The following is a 20,242-nucleotide window of genomic DNA, read 5'->3' on the forward strand; positions in this document are numbered from 1 at the left end:
GTGCGAAGCGACGCGTCGGGGCACGTCAGGGGAGCTTCGAGGGGTTCGGGCGGGCTCGGGCGGGCCCGGGGTGGTCAGCGCGTGGCGGTCAGTGCGTCCAGCGCGGTTTCGGTGATGCTCTGCAGGGTGGCACGGTCGGCGCCGCCCTGCGCGGACACCCGCATGCCGCCGATGACGGCGTTGAGGTAGCGGGCGAGCGCGTCGGCGTCGCGGGGCGAGGTGATGTCGCCGTCGCGCTGGCCGGTCCGGATCGTGGCGCGCAGGGCGGAGAGCCGCGCCGTCAGGTCGCGCTCCAGTATCCCGGCGGCCTCGGGGTCGCGCCCCGCCAGCTCCACGGTGGTGTTCACGGTGAGGCAGCCGATGCTGTGGCCGTCCCTGCGGTGCTCGAACTCCCCGTCGACGATCCGGTCGAACAGGGCGCGCAGCCGCTCGGTGGCCGACCGCTCCACGTCGTCCAGGATCTCCGCCTGGCCGGCGTTCATCGTGGCCATGTAGCGGCCGAGCGCGCGCCGGAACAGGTCGTGCTTGCTGGTGAAGGTGTTGTAGATGCTGCTGCGGCCCAGGCCGGTGGCGTCACACAGGTCCTGGGTCGAGGTGGCCTCGTAGCCGTTCGTCCAGAAGGCGTGCATCGCCGCGTCCAGGGCCCGCTCCTCGTCGAAAGTCCTCGGTCGGGCCATGCGGGAACCGTACAGGTTTTGGAACGGCTGGTGCAATACGCGGCGTGGGCGGTCGGACTACCACTGCCGCCCGTGCGTCACCTTCGCCCGCTCGGGCGTGGAAAGGTGCAGCACCTCGAAGACGTCGCCGACGGCCTGTCGCGGTGCCCGGTCCTCCCAGAGCGAGAAGTGCACGGCTTCCCAGGTGCGCGGGTCGACGGCGGTGAGGGCGCACACCGCGCCCTCCAGGCCTGCCAACGTTGTTGCCTCGTCGGCGAGTTCGTCCGCGAACTCCGGCAGGGGAGCCGACTCCGGGATCTGCTGTCGGCGCCGCACGGCGACCTTGGGCGTGACCGCGGACGCGCCGCCCTCCGCGTACGCGAGGGCCGTCCAGTTCTGCACCACCGGCCGGCCGAAGTCCCCGACCAGGCCGCGGAATCCTGGCCCCCACAGGAAGGAGTTCATGCCCTCGTCGGTGTTCCAGAGGTAGAAGGGCGCGTACTGGTTCACCGGTGAGCCGTTCCTGCCGCGCTCGCGCATCAGGTAGGCCTTGAAGCCGAGGCCGGGGAACGCGTCCAGGAGGTGCCCCTTTGACGCGACGCGGTGGCGGATGACGCCCATGTCGTAGTCGGCGGGCAGGGTGATCTCGTACTGCGTCGCTTGCATCACGTACTCCTGGGATGGCGGGTTGGGTGGAAGGCAGGGGTGGCCGGGTGCCCGGGGTGACGTGCGTGCCGGGCCCACGGAGATCGCGGGGGCACCCCTAGGGGGCGGTTGGGGAGGCAGCCGGTGTGCGCACCCTTAGGGGGCGGCCGGGGCGGAAGTCGGTGTGCGCACCTCTAGGAGGCGGCCGGGGCGGAAGCCGGTGTGCGCGCGGCGGCGAGCAGGGCGAGCAGGCCGCGGACCGCCGTGTCGAACGCGGCGGGCGAACCGGCCGAGCGGGCCAGCACATATCCGCCCTGCACGGTGGCGACCACTGTCGAAGCCACCTGCTGGGGGTCGAGTCCGGGCGTGAACTCGCCCTGGGCGCACCCCTCTTCGACGATGGCGGCGAGTCGCTCGCGCAGCCAGTCGAGGGTCTCGGTGACGGGGGCGCGCAGCTCGTCGTCCGCGATGACGTCCGGGTCCATGGTGAGCCGCCCGACCGGACAGCCCTTCAGGACGTCGCGCTCGCGCAGCACGTACGCCTCGATGCGCGCGTACGCCGGTCCGGTGCCGCCCAGGACGGCCTCGGCGGTGGCGCGCATCTGCTCGGCGGTGCGCCGGATCGCGGCGAGCGCCAGGTCGGGCTTCCCGGTGAAATGGTGGTACATACTGCCTTGGCCCGCGCCCGCGTGCTGCTGGATGGCCTTGGGGCTCGTCCCCACGTAACCCCGCTCCCACAGGAGCTCGCGGGTGGACTCGATCAGGCGCTCCGGAGTGCTCATGAGCCCACTGTACATACTAGTAGGTACAGAGATCCACGGGCGGTGGGAGCAGCCGGAGCGGCGCCGCGTACTCCCGCGGTGGTACGTCCGGTGCCGCTGGCCGTACGACGACGTGAGGGCCCTTGCGGAGCGAGGTTGGAGGCATCGAGACAACCGCTCCCGAGGAGATGAGTTCAGATGCAGACCCTGGCGCACTGGGACGGCGGGCCCGGCCCGTGGATCCTGTTCTTCCCGCTGGTCTGGGCGGCCGTCGTCGTCGGCGTCGTCACCCTGCTCCGCCGCACCGTGTGGCGCGGTCGCGGCGGCCCGTTCCGCGGCGCGGGCGGTCCCAAGGGGCCGGGCGCCGGACACCCCGGCCGTGCCGCGCTCGACGAGAACTCGCCCATCGCCGTGCTCGGCAGGCGCTTCGCGTCCGGCGAGATCGACGAGGACGAGTACTGGCGCCGGCTGACCGTCCTCAACGAGGAGTTCGGCCACCGCTCCCAGGACGGTGCCGCATGAGCACCGCCACCGGACGGATCGCCGCACCCGTGGGGACGGCCGCCGCCCGCGTCACCGACGCCGTGAAGGTGCACGGCCGCGGTGACACCGCCGTACGGGCCCTGGACGGGGTGAGCGTCGCCTTCCCGGCCGGACGCTTCACCGCGATCATGGGCCCGTCCGGCTCGGGCAAGTCCACCCTGCTGCACTGCGCGGCCGGCCTGGACACGCTCACCTCGGGCGCCGCCTTCATTGGCGACACGGAGCTCGGCACGCTCGACGACCGGCGCCTGACGCTGCTGCGCCGGGACCGGATCGGCTTCGTCTTCCAGGCCTTCAACCTGGTGCCGACGCTGACCGTCGCCGAGAACATCACTCTGCCCATGGACCTCGCGGGCGTCACCGGCGACCGCGCGTGGACGGACGCCCTCGTCGACGTCGTCGGCCTGCGCGACCGGCTCCACCACCGGCCCGCCGAGCTCTCCGGCGGCCAGCAGCAACGCGTCGCCGTGGCAAGGGCGTTCGCGGGCCGCCCCGACGTCGTCTTCGCCGACGAGCCGACCGGCAACCTCGACTCGCGCTCCGGCGAGGAGGTGCTCGACCTGCTCGGCAGGGCGGTGCGCGAGACGGGCCGCACCGTCGTCATGGTCACCCACGACCCGGTGGCCGCCGCACACGCCGACGAGGTGGTCTTCCTCGCCGACGGGCGCCTCGTGGACCGCATGGCGGCCCCGACGGCCGACCGGGTCCTCGACCGGCTCAAGGCCTTCGACCCGCGTCCGTCCGCGGCGTCCGGACAGCCCTTCGCACCCGGTTCGGCCGCCGGACCGGGCCTGGCGGGCACACGCACATCCGGTACGTCCGCCCCATCCGGTACATCCAGCACATCCGGTACGCGGACCACCGCGACCGCTGACCGTCCCACCGACCGGCCTACCAGCCGTCCCACCGACGGGCCTACCGGCCGTCCCACGGACGCGCCCACCGACCGGGCGCAAGCGGGTGCCCGCCTCCTGCGCTCCCCGAACCGCGGGAAGGACCCCTCGTCATGAGCTCCCTGAGCGCCTCCGTGCGCATCAGCGTGGCCTCGTTGCGCGGCCACAAACGCCGCTTCGCCGGCACGTTCCTCGCCGTCATGCTCGGCGTCGCCTTCCTCGCGGGCACCCTCGTCATGGGCGACACCCTGCGCGCCAGCTTCGACACGATGTTCGGCAATGCCACCCGCGGCACGGACGCCGTCGTCCGCAGCGCCGACGCCATCACCACCCCCGACGACACCCGGGGAACCCGCAGGCCCGTCCCGACCCGCCTCGTCGAGACGATCGAGAGGAGCGACAAGGTCGCGGCGGCCGCGCCCAGCATCCAGGGCGCGGGCCAACTGCTCGGCAAGGACGGCGACCCCATCGGGGGCCAGGGCCCGCCCACCCTCGCCGGGAACTGGATCGACGACGCCGGACTGAACGCGTACCGACTCGCCGAAGGCCGCGCCCCGTCCAGGACCGGCGAGGTCGTCGTCAACCGCGGCGCGGCCGAGGCCGGCGGCCTGGAGGTCGGCGACACGACGACGCTGCGCACCCCCGACCCCGTGCAGGTGCGGATCGTGGGCCTCGCGGCCTTCGGCGGCGAGGACGGCATGGCCCAGACCACCTTCACCGGCATGACGCAGGCCGACGCGGAGAAGTACCTCACCCCCAAGCCCGGCCAGGCCTCGACCATCCAGGTGCGGGCCGGCCCGGGCGTCGGCGAGCGGGAACTCGTCGACGCGCTGACTCCCCTGCTGCCCAAGGGGGTCGAGGCCATCACCGGCGAGGCGTCGGCGGCGGAGAACACCGACAACATCTCCGGCCAGTTCCTCACCCTCTTCACCGGCCTGCTGCTGGTCTTCTCCGGTGTCGCCCTGCTGGTCGCCACCTTCAGCATCCACAACACCTTCGCCATCGTCGTCGCCCAGCGCACCCGAGAGAACGCGCTGCTGCGCGCGCTCGGCGCCTCGCGCCGCCAGGTCACCGGGTCGACCCTCGTCGAGGCGGGCGCCGTGGCCGTCGTGGCGTCGGCCGCCGGACTCGCGGGCGGCATCGGCATCGCGGCCGGGCTGCAGGCCCTCTTCCCCGCCATCGGATTCCCCTTCCCCGAAGGGGACTTGGTGGTCGGCGCGCTCTCCATGCTGCTGCCCCTGGCCGTCGGCGTCGTGGTCTGCCTGGGCTCCGCGCTGCTGCCCGCCGTACGGGCCGGACGCACCGCACCGCTCGCCGCGCTGCGCGAGAGCGCCGTCGACCACTCGGGCGCCTCCCGGCGCCGCGCCGTCGTGGGCGCCGCCCTGGCCGCGGCCGCCGTGGCGCTCACCCTGACCGGTGTGCTGGCCACCCCGTCCATCTGGCTGGCAGGGGCCGGCGCGGCCCTCGCCCTGGTGTCCTTCGTCGTGCTCGGCCCCGTCGCCTCCTCACGTGCGGTCCGCATCCTCGGCGGCCCGCTGGACCGGCTGCGCGGCGTCAGCGGCGGACTCGCCCGGCGCAACGCCCTGCGCAGCCCGAAACGGACCGCCGCCACCGCGAGCGCCCTGATGATCGGCGTCGCCGTCGTCTCGCTGTTCACGGTCTTCGGGGCCTCGCTGAAGGCGACCATGGACCAGACCGTCAACCGCTCCTTCGCGGGCGACGTCGCCGTCAGCACGCCCGGCTTCGGCGCGGGCGGCAGCGGCCTCAGCCCGAAGCTGGCCCCAGCCCTTGCCCAGCGCCCGGAGGTGGAGACCGCCGTCGGCCTCGGCCGGGGCGCCGCGGAGGTCGACGGCGAGGGCCGCGCCCTGACCGTCACCGACCCCGGACCCTTCGCCCGGTCCTTCGACCTCGGGACGGTCGAGGGATCCCTGGCCGCGCTCGGCGACCACGGCATCGCGATCACCCGCGGCGAGGCGGAGAAGCAGGGCCTGACGGTCGGCTCGCGCACCGAACTCGCCTTCGCCGACGGCAAGAAGGAGACCTTCACGGTCCGCGCCGTCTACGGCAGGTCGGAGCTGGCCGGTGACTACGTCATCACCCGTGAGGCCTGGGCCCCGCACCGGATCCAGGACGCCGACACCCTCGTCTCCGTCACCTTCGCGGACGGCGTGGGCGCGGCCGAGGGCAAGGCCACCGTGGCCGCCACGGCGCGGGAGTTCGGCAACCCGGACGTGCAGACGCGCGCCGAGTACGCGCAGGCCTCGGCGGGCGGGGTGGACATGATGCTCACCCTCGTCTACGCGCTGCTCGCCCTCGCGGTCTTCATCGCGCTGCTCGGCATCGCCAACACGCTGACCCTCGCGATTCACGAACGCACCCGTGAGCTCGGCCTGTTGCGCGCCGTCGGGCAGACCAGGGCGCAGTTGCGGGCGATGGTCCGCTGGGAGTCGGTGCTCGTCGCGGCGTTCGGCACGGCGGGCGGGCTCGCGCTCGGCGCGTTCCTCGGTTGGGTCCTCGTCAAGGCGTCCGACGGGACGACCGAGAGCGCGTTCGCGTTCGCGGTGCCGCCGGTGCGGCTCGCGGTGGTCGCCCTGGTGGGCCTGGCCGCGGGAGCCTTGGCGGGCCTGCGCCCGGCCCGGCGGGCGGCACGCCTCGACGTGCTGCGGGCCGTCTCCACGGAGTGACGTGCGATCCGCTATCGCAGGCGGGGCAGGGGCCCCTCCCGTACGCGGGGGAGGGCCCCTTTCCGTACGCGGCGGACGGCTCACTCCCGTACGCGGGGGAGGGCCCGTCCCCGTACACGGCGGACGACTCACTCCCGTACACGGCGGACGGCCCCCTCCCGTCCACGGCGGACCGCCCACTCCCGTATACGGCGGACGGCTCGCGTCCGCCCGCGCGGCAGCGCACGGATCCGGCGGGCCCGGGCCGCGCCGGGGGAACGATCACCGCCCGGTCAGCCGACAACGGCGGACCGGGCGGGAGTCTTCGCGACCGTCCGGTACACGGGGTACACGGGCACGGCCGGAGCGGGGGAGACGACGGGGAGCGTGAACCACACGACCTTCCCCGCGTCGCCGCGCGGGCTCACGCCCCAGCTCTCGCTCACCGCCGCGATCATCGCGAGGCCGCGGCCACAGGTGGCGAAGGGCTCCGCGTCCCGGATCTGGGGGAGGCGGGGGTCGTGGTCGTGGACGGAGACCGTGAGGCGGTCGAGCAGCAGCTCGATCTCCACGGTGCACACCTTGTCCGGCTCGGCATGCCGGTGGACGTTGGTGAGCAGCTCGGTCACGCCGAGGGCGGCCTGGTCTATCAAGGGATCGAGACGCCAGTAGCGCAATTGCGCAGAAACGATTCTGCGGACCTGGCGGATCCGCGACGGCAGGGCCTGCAGCTCTACCGTGCAATGCCTGCTTGGCTGGCTGATCACGGCTGCGACTCCCCGAATTGAGTCCGGAAGAAGACGACGTTCGGATCCAGCAGGGGGCCGCGTGGTCTGCCGCCTGCTGTCTGGCCGGCGGCGGCTGGTTCGCAGCGTCATCGCCGGTAAACCCAGAGTGATGTGAGACCAGAGTGACGCAGGGGGTTCGGGCCTGCAACTCGCGCGCCGGGGACGCGGCCCGCTCAGCCGCGCGGCCGCTGGTGCTCCGTGGCGTCGCGCACCGCTTCGATGAACCGGCGCGCGGTCGGCGGACCGGCCTCGCCGGGCCGTGGTTCGCGCTCCCCGAGGGTGAGCCGGTAGCGGGTGCCGTTCACGTCGGCGAGCGCCTGGTCGTCCGCGGTGAACCAGGGCCTGCCCGTGCGCACCGCCTGCAGCGGCGCGCTGTCGATCTCCGTGCCGTAGCTGGTGAGCAACTCCAGCCTGCCGTCGGCGATACGGACCTGTCCGGCGCGCGTCAGGGAGCGCAGGCGCCGCCCGATCCGCACGCCCCTGGCCGTGAATTCCGGCTCCGCCATGACCCTCCGCCTCCCTGCGCCGCGCCGCCGCCTGTCGTCCGCGGGTGCCGCGTGCGCACCGGCACGGGCGTCCCGCGAGACGAAGTCTGCCCGCACCGGGCGGCGAGCACCAGAGCGCATGAGGCCGTCGACCGCCGCTTTCCGGGGCGCACGCACCGTCACACGGTGACGCTCTCCCCAAGGCTCCCCCGGCTCTTCCTTTGAGCTGCCCAAAGGTGTGTTTATGCAGGTGAGAAGCGTGTGGCGGGTGTTTAAGATCGAGGCGTACGGCCGCGTCGAATCGCGTCCGGCACGACGCGAAGGAGACCCGCCGTGACCACTGGGCAGCAGGACCGAGTCGACGGACCGATGCCGACGCTCGACGTCGACCACAGCGACGACGCCTATCGCGCATGGCTCAAAGAAGCCGTCCGGAAGGTGCAGGCCGACGCCAACCGCTCGGCCGACACGCACCTGTTGCGTTTCCCGCTGCCCGAGCACTGGGGCATCGACCTGTACCTCAAGGACGAGTCGACGCACCCGACCGGCAGCCTCAAGCACCGCCTCGCCCGCTCGCTCTTCCTGTACGGCCTGTGCAACGGCTGGATCCGGCCGGACCGCCCGGTCATCGAGGCGTCCAGCGGCTCGACGGCCGTCTCCGAGGCGTACTTCGCGAAGCTGATCGGGGTGCCCTTCATCGCGGTGATGCCGCGCACGACCAGCGCGGAGAAGTGCCGCCTGATCGAGTTCCACGGCGGCCGGTGCCACTTCGTGGACGACTCGCGCATGATGTACGCGGAGTCCGCCGCGCTCGCCGCCGAGACGGGCGGCCACTACATGGACCAGTTCACCTACGCGGAGCGGGCCACCGACTGGCGCGGCAACAACAACATCGCCGAATCGATCTACCAGCAGCTGCGGTTGGAGCGCTACCCCACGCCCGCGTGGATCGTCGCCACGGCCGGCACCGGCGGCACGTCGGCGACCATCGCGCGGTACGTCCACTACATGCAGCACGACACCCGGATCTGCGTCCCCGACCCGGAGAACTCCTGCTTCTTCGACGGCTGGACGAAGGACGACCCGAACGCGACGAGCGACTGCGGCTCCCGCATCGAGGGCATCGGCAGGCCCCGCATGGAGCCGAGCTTCCTGCCCGGCGCGATCGACCGCATGATGAAGGTCCCGGACGCCGCGTCCGTCGCCGCCGTGCGCGCCCTGGAGCAGGCCATGGGCCGCAAGGCGGGCGGCTCGACCGGTACGGGGCTGTGGAGCGCCCTGAAGATCGTCGCCGAGATGGTGGCCGCGGGCCGTACCGGCAGCGTCGTCACCCTGATCTGCGACCCCGGCGACCGCTACCTGGACAAGTACTACTCGGACGCCTGGCTGGCCGAGCAGGGCATGGACATCGCGCCGTACGCGCAGGCGATCGACACGCTGCTGACCACGGGGGCGTGGCCGGAGTAGCGCTCAGGCACGAGCAGCGCGGTCGCGGCCCCGTGCCGCCGTGCGCGCTCGCGCGGGCTACGCCTTCGCCGCCGCCAGACGCCGGTCCAGGGCCGTCACGGCGTCGCGGAACGCCCGGGCAAGGCCCGGGCGGCCGAGCCGGAGGGCCGCGCGCAGCGGTGCGGCGCCGTCCGCGGCGAACGTCCACTGGACCCGGGTGCCGGTGCCCGCCGGGGTGAGCCGCCACTCCTCGACGAGGGCGCGCAGACCCGGTGCGTTCGTCACGTCCACGCGGTAGGCGTACCGCTCCGGCGCCTCGGCCGCGAGGATCGACTCCTGGAACCGGGTGCCGCCCTTGAGTCGGACCTCGCGGCCCGCGCCGCCGCCCGTGGGCCGGCAGAGGGTGACCGCGGTGAACCACTGGGGCCAGCCCGTCACGTCGTCGGCCAGGGCGCGGTGGACGGCCTCGGGGGAGGCGCTGACCTCACGCGCAAAGACCAGGCGCACGGGAGCGCAGGCGACGAAGTCGAGCCCCACGGTCCTCAGTCGGCGTGCCATCGAACCTTGCCCCCAGCGGACGAGACGGTTGACCGGACACGGTCACCATAGCTGGCGGTCCGTCAGATGTCTGTGGGGGCCCCGGAGTCGACGTCGTCCCCGGCGTCCGCGGACTCGTCGGCCTGGTCCGGGCCCGGATCCCCGGCGCCGTCGTCCGTCTCCCCGGCGCGCTCGCCCGTGACCACCAGCCGGTTCAGGTGCTCGGAGATCTCCGCACGCGCCTCCGCGGGCAGCCCGGCGTCCGTCACCAGCGTGTCGACCTGGGAGAGCGCGGCGAACGAACTCAGCCCCACCGTCCCCCACTTGGTGTGGTCCGCGACCACGACCACGCGTCGCGCCGACTGCACCAGGCGGCGGTTCGTCTCCGCCTCGGCCAGGTTCGGCGTCGACAGGCCGGCCTCCACCGATATGCCGTGCACCCCGAGGAACAGCACGTCGAAGTGGAGGGCCCCGATCGCCTGGTCCGCGACCGGGCCGACCAGCGAGTCCGACGGGGTGCGCACGCCGCCCGTCAGCACGACCGTCGCCGCGCCCTGGCGCTGCCCGGCGGCGCCCTGCGCGGCGTGGAAGACGTCCGCCACCCGCACCGAGTTCGTCACGACCGTGAGATCGGGGACGTCCAGCAGATGGTGGGCCAGGGCGTACGTCGTCGTACCGCCGGACAGGGCGATCGCCGTGCCGGGCGCGACCAGCGACGCCGCCGTGCGCGCGATGTCCTCCTTGGCGGACAGCTCCAGGCCCGACTTCGCCTCGAAGCCCGGCTCGTGCGTGCTCGCCTCGACCACCGGGACCGCGCCGCCGTGCACCTTCTCCAGGACGCCCTGGCGGGCCAGCGCGTCCAGGTCGCGGCGGACCGTCATGTCGGACACGCCGAGCTTGCGCGTGAGTTCGTTGACCCGGACGCCACCGCGGCGGCGCACCTCGTCGAGGATCAGGGCACGGCGCTGCTCGGCGAGGAGGTTCTGGTTGTCGCTCACGCCCGGTCGGCCCTTCTGCCTCGTCCTGCCCTTCGCGCCCCCGGCGCGCTGCCTCATCCTCGCACGGGCCACCGACCGCACCGTCACCGGCCGCCGACCGCGCTCCACGGGAGACCAGGACACCGCCACGGGCACCGGAACGGAACAACCGGGATGGGGGAGATTACGTGACGAGGGGTGCGCCCGGGCCCCGGAACCGAGATCCTGGACCCCTCACCATGCGCCTCTCGGGGGAAGCGGAACAGTGGAGCGTGCCACGCAGGACGAGACCGCCCTGGAACTCCTGGTCCACGGAGTCGGGGGAACCACACCGGAAGAGATGCTCGGCGATCCGCGCACCGTGCGGATCTCCGGCGACGACACGGCGGCCGTGTTCCGCCGCACCGAGGACGCCGACGCCGAGCAGCGCCCCGACGACTACCGCGGCAAACCGGTGCCCGAGGCCTACGTCTGGTGCAACCTGACGTCCGGCAACGGCTCCCGCGCCCTGTGGCTCCTGCTGCTGCCCTTCATGGTCGTCAACATCGCCCACTGGATGCGCCCCACCTCCCGGCACCGCAAACGCCTCGTACGGACCTACGGCCTCCTCGTGCGCCTCGTCGGCCTCACCCTCACCGTGCTGCTCGTCGCCGCGGCCTGCGAGATCGCGCTCGACCTCACCGCCTGGCAGTGCGCGGGCACCCCCGCGTGCGCCGACGACCGCGCCTGGCTCGGCTTCCTCGCCGCCGACGCCGACGGACACGGCGGCTGGTGGTCCCAGCCCGGCCGCCGCCTGGCCCTCGCCGCCCTGCTGCCCGCCGCCCTGACCGGCCTCCTCTGGTACCTCTCCCACCGCACCTGGAGCGCGTACGAGTCCCAGCAGCCGCTGCCCGACCGGCCCGACCCCGAGGAGGAGACCAGCCGCACCGCGCTCGGCAGGCCCGGCTTCTGGTACGGCCGGCGGCTGGTCGCCCGACTGCGCGCCGCCCACACGGCGGCCGGCCTGCTCACCGTCGCCGGCGCGGTCGGCACCTCGGCCGCCCGCCACGACCGGCGCCCCGGCGGCTCCGCGCTCCTGGACACCCTCGGCTGGGCGCTCGACAGCACACTCGTGCTGGGCGGGGCGTTCGTCGTCTGGGTGGTCTGCCGCAGGGGGCGCAGCGAGAACCGCCTGGACCGGAAGCTGGACAAGACCCTCGTGCGCTGGCTGCCGCTCGGCGCCCTCGTCCTGCTCGCCCTCGCCCTGGTGTACGCGGCCTGGTCACGCCCCGGCTGGCGCTCCGAGGGCAGGCTGCCCGGCGACGCGACGTTCGGCGGCATCACCCTCGTCCAGGGCGTCCTGGTGCTCGGCCTCGCGGTGGTCGCCCACCTCCTGTACCGCTCCTCGCCGGACGCCCGCACCGCCATCCGCGGCTTCGGCGGCCCCGCCGTCGCCATGCTGTCCTGCGCGCTCGGCGGCGTCATGACCGGCGGCGGCGCGCAGCGCGTCGCCGACTGGCTGGACGGCGCCCACGGCTCCATCGCGGGCCCGGCCCTGGTGCTCACCTGGCAGGCGTCCGTGATCCCGCCGCTCCTCGTGGTCGTCGCGGTGCTCTGCGGCTGGTTCGGCGTGCAGACCGTGCGGCGCAAACGCCGGGAGATGGCGCGGATGCCCCTCGACTACCCCGAGGAGCGCAAGGACTCCACCCGCACCCGCCGCATCGCGGGCACCCGCGCCCGCGCCGCCCTCACCGACCGCGCGCCCCTGCTCGTCGGCATCGTCTCCGCCGTGACGCTGCTGCTCGGCGCGGGCGCGCTCACCGGCGCGTGGATGACGGAAGAGGTCCCGGGGCAGGCCGCCCAGGGCACCCCCGACGCGATGGAGGGCGCGGCGGAGACCGCGCAGGCGCTCGGCTCCTGGCTGATCGGCTTCGGCTTCATACTGTTCGTCACCTGGGGCCGGCGCGCCTACAAGGACGCGTCCGCCCGGCGCACCATCGGCATCCTCTGGGACGTCGGCACGTTCTGGCCGCGCGCCGCCCACCCCTTCGCGCCGCCCTGCTACGCCGAGCGCGCCGTCCCCGACCTGACCTGGCGGATGGCCACCTGGACGCGCGCCACCAGCGCCACCGGTGGCCGCCTCGTGCTGTCCGGGCACTCCCAGGGCAGCGTCCTCGCGGCGGCCGCCGCCTGGCAACTGCGCCCCTCCGTACGCCGGCGCGTCGCCCTGCTCACCTACGGCTCGCCCCTGGAGCGCCTCTACGGCCGCTGGTTCCCCGCCCACTTCGGCCCGGCCGCCCTGACCTCCCTGCACCGCGAGGTCGACTGCTGGCGCAACCTGTACCGCACCACCGACCCGATCGGCGGCCCCATCAACCTGCGCGGCGCATGCGGCCCCCAGGTCGACCGCGCCGCCCTCAAGGACCCGCTGGCCTACGGCCGTACCCAGGAGCACCCGCTGCCCGCGCCGATCCTCGGCCACGGCGACTACCAGGCCGACCCCGCGTTCGCCGAGGAGCGGGCGCGGCTGCTCGCCCGCCTCAGGCCCGCCGTGCCCGCCCCGAGGCCCGAAGTCCCCGACGAGGTCACACCGGCTCCGGCAGATCCTCCGGATACAGCAGGGTGAGGTCGTCCGTGCTCGGGTCGCCGACCTGGGCGACCCGGCCCGCGTGCCGCTCGACCATCGCCTCGAAGGTCTGCCGCGCGGTACGGCCGTTGCCGAACGCGGGCCCCTTGGGGAGCACCGTGAAGTACTTCAGGAGCGCCTCGGACGTGCCCGTGCCCAGGCGGTACTCGTGCTCGTCGGCCTGCTGCTCCACGATCCGCAGCAGCTCCTCGGGGGCGTAGTCGCCGAAGGTGATGGTCCGTGAGAACCGCGACGCGACACCGGGGTTGACGGACAGGAACCGCTGCATCTCCGCGGTGTAGCCCGCGACGATCACCACGACGGCCTCGCGGTGGTCCTCCATCAGCTTCACGAGCGTGTCGATGGCCTCCCGGCCGAAGTCCCGCCCGGAGTCCTCGGGCGAGAGCGCGTACGCCTCGTCGATGAACAGCACGCCGCCGCGCGCCCGGTCGAAGGCCTCCTGGGTACGGATCGCGGTCGAGCCGATGTGCTCACCGACCAGGTCGACGCGCGAGACCTCGACGAGGTGCCCGCTCTGCAGGACGCCGAGCGAGGCGAGGATCTCGCCGTAGAGCCGGGCGACGGTCGTCTTGCCGGTGCCCGGGGAACCGGTGAAGACGAGATGGCGGCGGACGGACGCGGCCTTGAGCCCGGCCTCCTGCCTGCGCCGGCCCACCTCGATCATGTCGGTGAGCGCGCGCACCTCGCGCTTGACGCTGTCCAGGCCGACCAGCGCGTCCAGTTCGCCGAGCACCTCGGCGGAGGCGCGGGAGGGCTTCTCGGGAGCCGCTGCCGGGGGCGTGGCGGGCTGCGGGGCCTGCTGGGCGGGCAGGGCGCCGAGCAGACCGACGGTCTGCGTGGCCGTCTGCACGGCGGGCGGTTCCGGCGCGGCGGACCCGGGGGTGCGCAGACCGCCGCTCTCGTCGCTCGCGCAGTCCTCGACGATCGGCCCCTCTTCGGAGAACTCGAAGCCGCCGCGCGCGCACCGCTCCGTACGGCACTTCTTCAGCGTCGTACGGCAGCCGTCTATGACATGGAAGCCGTAGCCGCCGCTGCCGCCGACCCGGCAGCCGTGGAAGCTGCCCCGGCCGCCCGCGGAGACGTAGAAGCCCGCCTCGGCGGGGGAGGTGACCGTGCAGCGCTCGATGGTGGGGTCCGCGCCCTTGGTGACGATCACGCCGGTCTGCACCGCGTCGACCGTGCAGTTGGCGAGGGTGCCGCCGCTGCCGTGGTCGCGGAACCACGCGCCCGTCGCGGCCTCGCGGATGCGGCAGTCGTCGAGCTGGGCGGTCGCGCCGTCGCTGACCGACACGGCGGTGTTGCGCACCTGGGAGAGGTCGCTGTCCACGACGTCCGCGCGTGAGCCGCGGTCCAGGACGAACAGCGCGTCCGGCACGTCCCGCACCCGGCAGGACTCCAGGACGGCGGTCGCGCCGTCGCTGACCCAGACCGCCGGGTAGTCGCCCGTACTGTCGTGGATCTCGCACTGGTTGGCGTCCACGCGGGTGCCCGGGTCCCACACCGAGAGGCCGTTGCGCCCGAACCGGCTCACCGTGGACCGGGTGAGGGTCAGCACGGAACGCGAGCGCAGGTCGATCGCGTTCTCCGGGATGTCGTGGATACGGCAGTCCGCGAGCGTCAGCACGGCGTCCGTGTCGAGCGTCACGCCGTCGGACGTGGTGCGGTGCACGTCGCAGTCCGTCAGGTGCGCCGCGGCCCGCCCGGTGACCTGCACGCCCGAACCCTTGACCTCGTACACCTCGCAGCCGATGGCCTCGAGGCCGGTGTGCTCCCCGGTCACCGAGAGGCCGGCGCCCGACGCGTGGTGCACCCGGCAGCGCTCCAGCCGCGGGTGCGCACCGCCGCGCACGGCGACGCCGGACTGGCCCGCCGCGACGATCTCGCACTCCTCGAAGACCCCGCCGCCGCCGTCGAGCACGGCGATGCCGATCCCGCCGGGGTTGTCGACGGTGCAGCGGCGCACGGTCGGACGCGCGCCGCCGCGCACCTCCAGGCCGGCCGCGGACCGGGTCACCACGCGGATGCCGACGAGTTCGGGCGCGCCGTCCTCCACGAGCAGCGCGGGCGCGGAGGAGTCCTGGCCCTCGATGTGCAGGTCCTGCACGACGGCGGAGGCGCGGACGGTCAGCGGCACCCCGTCGGACGGCGCGATGCGCACCGATCCCGGGGCGCTCTCGGGGCCGCGCAGCGTCACCGAGCGCTGCACGACGAGGTTCTCGCGGTAGGTGCCCGCGGCGACGGTCAGTATGTCCCCGTCGCTCGCGGCCTCCAAGGCAGCGGCGAGCGATGCGTACTCGCCGGTGCGGCGCCGCCACCGCGACGTGCCGGTGTGCGTCACCTGGACCGTGCCCTGTGCCATGGAGTTGCTCTGCCCCCACCTTGTCGTACGCGGGACCTTGCGGCGGACGTGCCGTGTCACTGGGTGTCGCGGCACCGCGCAAGGGGCCGAGGAGTTCGGCCGGTCCACCGTAGCGCGCGCGGGGATGCGGAGTTGACCCGATGGCCAGGCTCTCACCTGCGGAGCCGGGCGCACGTGTCTTCGACCCGCGGCAGCGGGCGGACCCGCCCGGCCCCAGGAGCGGTACGGAAGGGGACGTGCCGGGCCGGGTCAGGAACCGGTGCCGGTCCGGCCCCAGTCCGGTCCCGCCTTCTCCCAGGCCCGGTCCAGGCGCGCGTACCGCGCCCGCACCATGCGCCAGAGGACCAGCCTGCGGGTGCCCTCGATGAGCGCGGTGGCCGCCGCGGCCGCGCCGAGCCCGGCGAGGACCGCGTGCGTGGTGGCGGTGGCGCCGTCCAGCGGACGGCCGACGACCTGGCCGCGCTCGTCGGTCCACAGCCTGAAGTGGTCGCCCTCGTCCGGGGACTTGAGGCTGGACAGGACGATTCCGTAGTGGTCCGTGCGGTCCGGGGCCGTCCAGCGGGCGAGGACGCGGCTGTGCGCGTCGCGCGCCGACGACGTCTCGGGATCGGGGTCGACCGGGGGAGAGGCGACCTTGCGCAGGACGGTCGCGGTGACCGCGTGACGCGCCTCGTGCTCCTTGTGCACCGAGGCGAGCAGGGCGTCCCGCGTCACGTGCGTGACGGACACGCCGATGACCGGTACGGCCACGACGACGGCGACCAGGGCGATCAGCCCGAGCCAGGCCTCGACGAGGTCGGTGCCGCGGCGCAGCGGATTGTTCCGCCACCGCCAGAGGCCGACGATTGCCCGCACTGCCCTGCACCCCCTTCCGTGTCCGTCTCTACCAGAAACGGCACGGCCCGCGCGCGGTGGGCGGGAAAAGAGGGTGACATCACCCTCCGAAGCCGTCCCTTCACGCATCGCCGTTCAGATCCACGATTCTCAACGACCGTGTCCCATGGTCGAGTTCCCCGCCCCGGCATCGATCATTCGGAAACGGCGGACCGTGGCCGATGTGCGACGGGCGGGCGAATCCGACCGGCGCGCGACGGAGCGGGCGCGGACAGCCGAAAGCGCCGCCGGGCGGTGGCCCGGCGGCGACGGACGTGCGGTACGGATGCGGCCGTTGTGGCACGGACCGCCCGGCGCCGGTGAACGGCGGCGTGCGGTCCGCGAATCCCCCGGGGCTCCACGGCAGCCTCGCGCGGCCCGCCCCGCCGGTGGTCTCCGGCGGGCAGGGGCCGCGGACGATCAGTACCCGCGGTAGGGGCGGTTGTACGGATCCTCGTACGACGCCGGGGCCGGACGCGGCGCCGCGGGGCGCATCGCCTCGTACCCCGTGCCCGTGCCGGGAGCCGGCCGCTGGGGCTGGGCGCCCGGGTACCCGCGCGGGCCCGCGGTCTGCTGGGGGATGTACGGAGCCGGGGCCTGCTGCAGCGGTGCGGGCTGCTGGGCCTGGTAGCCGTACGCCGGGTTGGGATGCGAGGGGGCCGCCGGCAGGGCGGGCAGCGCCGCCGGGAGCGCGGGCAGATGACTGCCCGTGTCGTACGCGGAGGGGACCCGGATCGGGGCGATCTGAGGGGTGCCCCGCTCGGCGACGAGGGAGTCGTAGATCGGGGTGTCCGGGAAGGACGGCGCGGAGTAGTAACCGCCGCCATAGGTGGAGCGGGGGGAGGTCATGCTCCATAAGTTAAGCCCTCGATGTGCCGGTTGGGGAGTCCCAATCTTGGGGTCATCCGTTTTACGCCAGTTTTGCCGGTCTGACCTGCTGAGACATCGGCACGAAAGCGTGCGGATCCGGGGGCCGTCAGCCGCGTCCGCCCGGCCCCCGGCGCGCGGAGCGCCGCTTGAGATAGAGGGGAAGGCCGTACCAGCACAGGGCGAACCAGAGGAGGACCGCGCCCGCGAAGACCTCGGCGAGCAGGTCCGGCAGCACCACATGGAGGATCAGGAGCACGGTGCCGCTGATGGTGAGGGAGAGGAGCACGAGACCGGTGACCATCAGCCGCCCGGCGACCGTCACCAGATCGTCCTTCATCTGCTGGCCCGTCAGGAGCCGGTGCAGCGACACCGGGGCGATCAACGCGCCGGTGGCCGCGGCCCCCAGGATCACGGTGGCCACGTACACGTGGGTGTCGAAGGCGCCGAGGTCGTCGAAGCGCGGGGTGAAGGCCACGCTCAGCAGGAATCCGAAGAGGATCTGCACACCGGTCTGCGCGACCCGGGTCTCCTGGAGCACCTCGGCCCACCGCCGGTTGGCTCTCTCGTGCGCCTCCTCCAGCTCGTCGTCCACCGATATGTCCGGTCTCGCCATCTCGTCCGTACTCACGGAGCGCCTCCTTCGTAGACACGTCGGATGCCCGCGGTCGGGGCGGTTACGTATGCGTGTCGCGTGCGCGGCGGGGTAACGGAGCGGTGCGCCGCACTAGCCCGGAGAGACCGTGGCCGGCCGCCGCCGGAGGAGAGGTACGCATGTCCGCGTCGCTGCTGGAGTCCGTCGACCTGGAAGCCCCCGTGTCCATCGCCTGGGAGCTGTGGAGCGACGTGACCCGCTGGCCCGCCCTGCTCAGCCACGTACGGCTCGTGGAGCCGCTGGGCGACCGGCGCTTCGCCTGGCAGCTCGAACTGCCGGGCGCGGAGAAGAACTTCGTCGCCGAGCTGGCCGAGGTGATTCCCGAGGAGCGGATCGCGTGGCACACCGTCGAGGGCGTGCACCACGCCGGGGTGGTCACCTTCCACCGGCTCAGCGAGACGACGAGCCGGGTGACGCTGCAGATCGAATACGACCCCAAGGGCTTCGTGGAGCACCTCGGCGCCCTGACGAACCTCGACTCCACCCTCGCCAATTACGACCTCGGCGAGTTCCAGAAGCTCGCCGAGACGGTCGCCAAGGAGCGGGCGGCCGGCTGAGGCGGCCCCCGCCGCCGTTCCCCCGGCCCTCACGGCCCCGCGCAAGTCCCCGGCGACACCGGATGTCGCCCACCGGGGCCCGCATACGATGATGGGGGCGTGACGCAGCAGCCGGAGAACGCCACCCCGCGACCACCCCAGTGGTGGGAGTCCGTGCACCGCCTGTGGCTGCAGGCCATGACCGTGCACGACGTGACCATGATCGCGGAGTCCGTGTACCGGGCCCTGGCCCAGCTGCCGGACGTGGTGGCCGCCGCCGGCTGCCGCTGGACCCGCGACGGCCCGCTCTACCTGCGCCTGCTGTCCGCGCAGGACGCCCCCGTACGCTCCTGGCGTCCCGCGGACCGGGACTGGCCCGGCACCGACGGCTGCCCGCCGGTCGTCCCCACGCACGCACTCCCCACGACCCGCTCCGCGGCATCGCCCCACGACGACGCGCAGTGGGGTCCGGCCGGCTCCCTGCTGCGCGGGGCGGGCGCCGTGCAGGTGGTGGAGTGCGTCTTCGCGCTCGGCACCGGGGACAGCGCCGGCCTCTGGCTCGGCCTGCGCCGTCCCGTGTCGCCCGAGGCGCTCGAGGAACTGCGGGCCCGGCTCGTCCAGGTCGCCGACATCCTCACCGCCAGCAACCACCGCATCCAGGAGACGCACCGGCACGAACGGCGCCGCGCCCGGGACGCCTTCCTCGCCGAGGCATCCCTGCAGATGGACGCCAGCCTCGACGCCGAGGAGACACTGCGCCGCGTGGCCCGGCTCGCCGTCCCCGCCGTCGCCGAAGGCTGCCTGATCCACCTGACCGGATCCGACGGACGCCTGCGGCCCGTGGCCGTCGCCCACGTGGCCGCCTCGACCCAGCGCTGGCTGACGCAGGCGGCGGAACAGACCCTGTGGCTGACGGCGGCACTCCACGGCCGGGTCCACCGGCACGGCGCGGCCCTGCTGTACGACGCGGAGATGCGGCACCACGACGTCGCGGTGCTCCACCCGCCCGGCAGCAGCCCGCCGAGCGCCGTCACCGTCAGCCCGCTCGCGGCCCGGGGCCGCACCCTCGGCACGCTGACCTTCCTCTACGGGCAGGACCACGTCGAGGACGCGCACCTGCAGATGGTCCAGGACCTGGCCGGCCGCGCCGCCCTGGCCATCGACACGACCACGCTCTACGCCCAGCGGCGCCAGCACGTCGAGCTGCTGCAGAAGCACCTGCTGCCGCGGGCGCTCCCCGAGGTCGCGGACCTCGACCTCAGCGCCGCGTACGCGGTGGGCGACGCCTCGCTGGACGTGGGCGGCGACTTCTACGACGTCGTGGTGCGCCCCGACCGGGTCTGCCTGTTCATCGGCGACGTCTGCGGGCGCGGGGCGGAGGCGGCCGCGTTCACCGCACTGGCCCGGCACACGCTGCGCACGCTCCTGAAGGAGGGGGTGGCACCGGGCACGGCCATGTCCCGCCTGAACGCGGCCCTCGTCCACGAGGGATCCACCCGCTTCGTGACCGCTCTGATCGCCGTCCTGACCCCGCGTCCGGACGGGACGGGCTGGCAGGCCGAGCTCGTCAGCGCCGGGCATCCGGGACCGCTGGTGCGCGGCAGCGAGGGAACCGTCCGCGCCGAGCAGCCGAAGGGCCTGCTGCTGGGCGTCGCGCCCGACGTCACGTACCACCCCCGGACCGTGCGTCTGGACCGCGGCGACGCACTGGTGCTCTTCACGGACGGTCTGACCGAGGCCCGGTCGGCCCAGGGAGTGCAGTTCGAGGAACAGTTGCCCGACGCCGTCCGGAAGTACGCGGCGGTGCCGGGCACGGCGGCCACCGACCTGGTGGCGGCCGCGGCCGCCTTCCGGGAGCAGGGCGACGACGACACAGCAGTGCTGATCGCGAAGGTGAAGGAACAACAGTGAACAGCGCCATTCCCTCCGCCA

Annotated in this window: 17 protein-coding genes and 1 pseudogene; 7 read left to right on the plus strand and 11 right to left on the minus strand. The window is 73.7% G+C overall.

The features are described 5' to 3' along the window. Positions 1–74: 74 nt before the first annotated feature. From ACFYXE_RS20320 to ACFYXE_RS20330, 3 genes are all read right to left on the minus strand, one after another. Positions 75–677, minus strand: a complete 603-nt coding sequence (locus ACFYXE_RS20320; RefSeq protein WP_389314204.1) for a TetR/AcrR family transcriptional regulator — start codon at positions 675–677, stop codon at positions 75–77. 57 nt (positions 678–734) lie between these two features. Then, positions 735–1,322, minus strand: a complete 588-nt coding sequence (locus tag ACFYXE_RS20325; protein ID WP_389314206.1) for a DUF4865 family protein — start codon at positions 1,320–1,322, stop codon at positions 735–737. Between the two features lie 173 nt (positions 1,323–1,495). Further along, positions 1,496–2,098, minus strand: coding sequence for a TetR/AcrR family transcriptional regulator (locus ACFYXE_RS20330; RefSeq protein ID WP_389314208.1), 603 nt, complete (start codon positions 2,096–2,098; stop codon positions 1,496–1,498). A 162-nt stretch (positions 2,099–2,260) separates the two neighbouring features. Here ACFYXE_RS20330 and ACFYXE_RS20335 point away from each other — a divergent pair, with 162 nt between their 5' ends. The 3 genes and pseudogenes from ACFYXE_RS20335 to ACFYXE_RS20345 all read left to right on the plus strand — a co-directional run bounded on the left by ACFYXE_RS20335 (position 2,261) and on the right by ACFYXE_RS20345 (position 6,182). Continuing rightward, a complete protein-coding gene (locus ACFYXE_RS20335) occupies positions 2,261–2,584 on the plus strand; it encodes an SHOCT domain-containing protein (RefSeq protein ID WP_389314210.1) in 324 nt (107 codons plus the stop codon). Then, a pseudogene (locus ACFYXE_RS20340) lies at positions 2,581–3,336 on the plus strand (ABC transporter ATP-binding protein); the annotation flags it as partial. The gene ACFYXE_RS20335 and the pseudogene ACFYXE_RS20340, both read left to right, overlap by 4 nt. A 284-nt stretch (positions 3,337–3,620) precedes the next feature. Further along, on the plus strand, positions 3,621–6,182 hold the full coding sequence (locus ACFYXE_RS20345) for an ABC transporter permease (protein ID WP_389314660.1): 2,562 nt from the start codon (positions 3,621–3,623) through the stop codon (positions 6,180–6,182). Between the two features lie 272 nt (positions 6,183–6,454). Here ACFYXE_RS20345 and ACFYXE_RS20350 read toward each other — a convergent pair whose 3' ends face one another. Further along, positions 6,455–6,928 carry an ATP-binding protein gene (locus ACFYXE_RS20350; protein WP_389314212.1) on the minus strand — a complete coding sequence of 158 codons (474 nt, stop codon included), beginning with the start codon at positions 6,926–6,928 and terminating at the stop codon, positions 6,455–6,457. A 194-nt stretch (positions 6,929–7,122) separates the two neighbouring features. Further along, positions 7,123–7,455: a hypothetical protein gene (locus ACFYXE_RS20355; protein ID WP_361180321.1), complete on the minus strand. Its 333-nt coding sequence runs from the start codon at positions 7,453–7,455 to the stop codon at positions 7,123–7,125. A 348-nt stretch (positions 7,456–7,803) separates the two neighbouring features. On the opposite strand from ACFYXE_RS20355, the gene ACFYXE_RS20360 reads away from it, so the two are divergent. Further along, the gene (locus ACFYXE_RS20360; protein ID WP_389314662.1) at positions 7,804–8,901 is read left to right on the plus strand and encodes a PLP-dependent cysteine synthase family protein; all 1,098 of its coding nucleotides are present in this window, start codon (positions 7,804–7,806) and stop codon (positions 8,899–8,901) included. Between the two features lie 57 nt (positions 8,902–8,958). On the opposite strand, the gene ACFYXE_RS20365 is transcribed toward ACFYXE_RS20360, so the two are convergent. Together ACFYXE_RS20365 and ACFYXE_RS20370 are read right to left on the minus strand one after the other, a co-directional pair. Next, positions 8,959–9,438, minus strand: a complete 480-nt coding sequence (locus ACFYXE_RS20365) for an SRPBCC family protein (protein ID WP_389314214.1) — start codon at positions 9,436–9,438, stop codon at positions 8,959–8,961. A gap of 62 nt (positions 9,439–9,500) precedes the next feature. Beyond that, positions 9,501–10,415 carry a DeoR/GlpR family DNA-binding transcription regulator gene (locus ACFYXE_RS20370; protein WP_389314216.1) on the minus strand — a complete coding sequence of 305 codons (915 nt, stop codon included), beginning with the start codon at positions 10,413–10,415 and terminating at the stop codon, positions 9,501–9,503. Positions 10,416–10,659: 244 nt separating this feature from the next. On the opposite strand from ACFYXE_RS20370, the gene ACFYXE_RS20375 reads away from it, so the two are divergent. Then, a complete protein-coding gene (locus tag ACFYXE_RS20375; RefSeq protein WP_389314218.1) occupies positions 10,660–12,999 on the plus strand; it encodes a hypothetical protein in 2,340 nt (779 codons plus the stop codon). Here the strand turns inward: ACFYXE_RS20375 and ACFYXE_RS20380 are convergent. From ACFYXE_RS20380 to ACFYXE_RS20395, 4 genes are all read right to left on the minus strand, one after another. Beyond that, entirely contained in the window at positions 12,959–15,379 is a 2,421-nt protein-coding gene (locus ACFYXE_RS20380; RefSeq protein WP_389314220.1) for a right-handed parallel beta-helix repeat-containing protein, read from the minus strand. The genes ACFYXE_RS20375 and ACFYXE_RS20380 overlap by 41 nt on opposite strands. 249 nt (positions 15,380–15,628) lie before the next feature. Beyond that, positions 15,629–16,234, minus strand: coding sequence for a hypothetical protein (locus tag ACFYXE_RS20385; protein ID WP_389314222.1), 606 nt, complete (start codon positions 16,232–16,234; stop codon positions 15,629–15,631). Between the two features lie 438 nt (positions 16,235–16,672). After that, on the minus strand, positions 16,673–17,101 hold the full coding sequence (locus ACFYXE_RS20390; protein WP_361173665.1) for a DUF6643 family protein: 429 nt from the start codon (positions 17,099–17,101) through the stop codon (positions 16,673–16,675). A 127-nt stretch (positions 17,102–17,228) separates the two neighbouring features. Then, positions 17,229–17,735, minus strand: coding sequence for a DUF6328 family protein (locus ACFYXE_RS20395; RefSeq protein WP_389314664.1), 507 nt, complete (start codon positions 17,733–17,735; stop codon positions 17,229–17,231). A gap of 158 nt (positions 17,736–17,893) precedes the next feature. Between ACFYXE_RS20395 and ACFYXE_RS20400 the strand changes: the two genes are divergently transcribed. Together ACFYXE_RS20400 and ACFYXE_RS20405 are read left to right on the plus strand one after the other, a co-directional pair. Then, positions 17,894–18,331: an SRPBCC family protein gene (locus ACFYXE_RS20400; RefSeq protein WP_361173663.1), complete on the plus strand. Its 438-nt coding sequence runs from the start codon at positions 17,894–17,896 to the stop codon at positions 18,329–18,331. A gap of 99 nt (positions 18,332–18,430) precedes the next feature. Further along, complete coding sequence (locus ACFYXE_RS20405; protein WP_389314225.1) at positions 18,431–20,221, plus strand: PP2C family protein-serine/threonine phosphatase; 1,791 nt, start codon at positions 18,431–18,433, stop codon at positions 20,219–20,221. The last annotated feature ends 21 nt before the right edge of the window (positions 20,222–20,242 follow it).

The sequence above is a fragment of the Streptomyces sp. NPDC002564 genome (assembly GCF_042889645.1).
Taxonomy (GTDB): Bacteria; Actinomycetota; Actinomycetes; order Streptomycetales; family Streptomycetaceae; genus Streptomyces.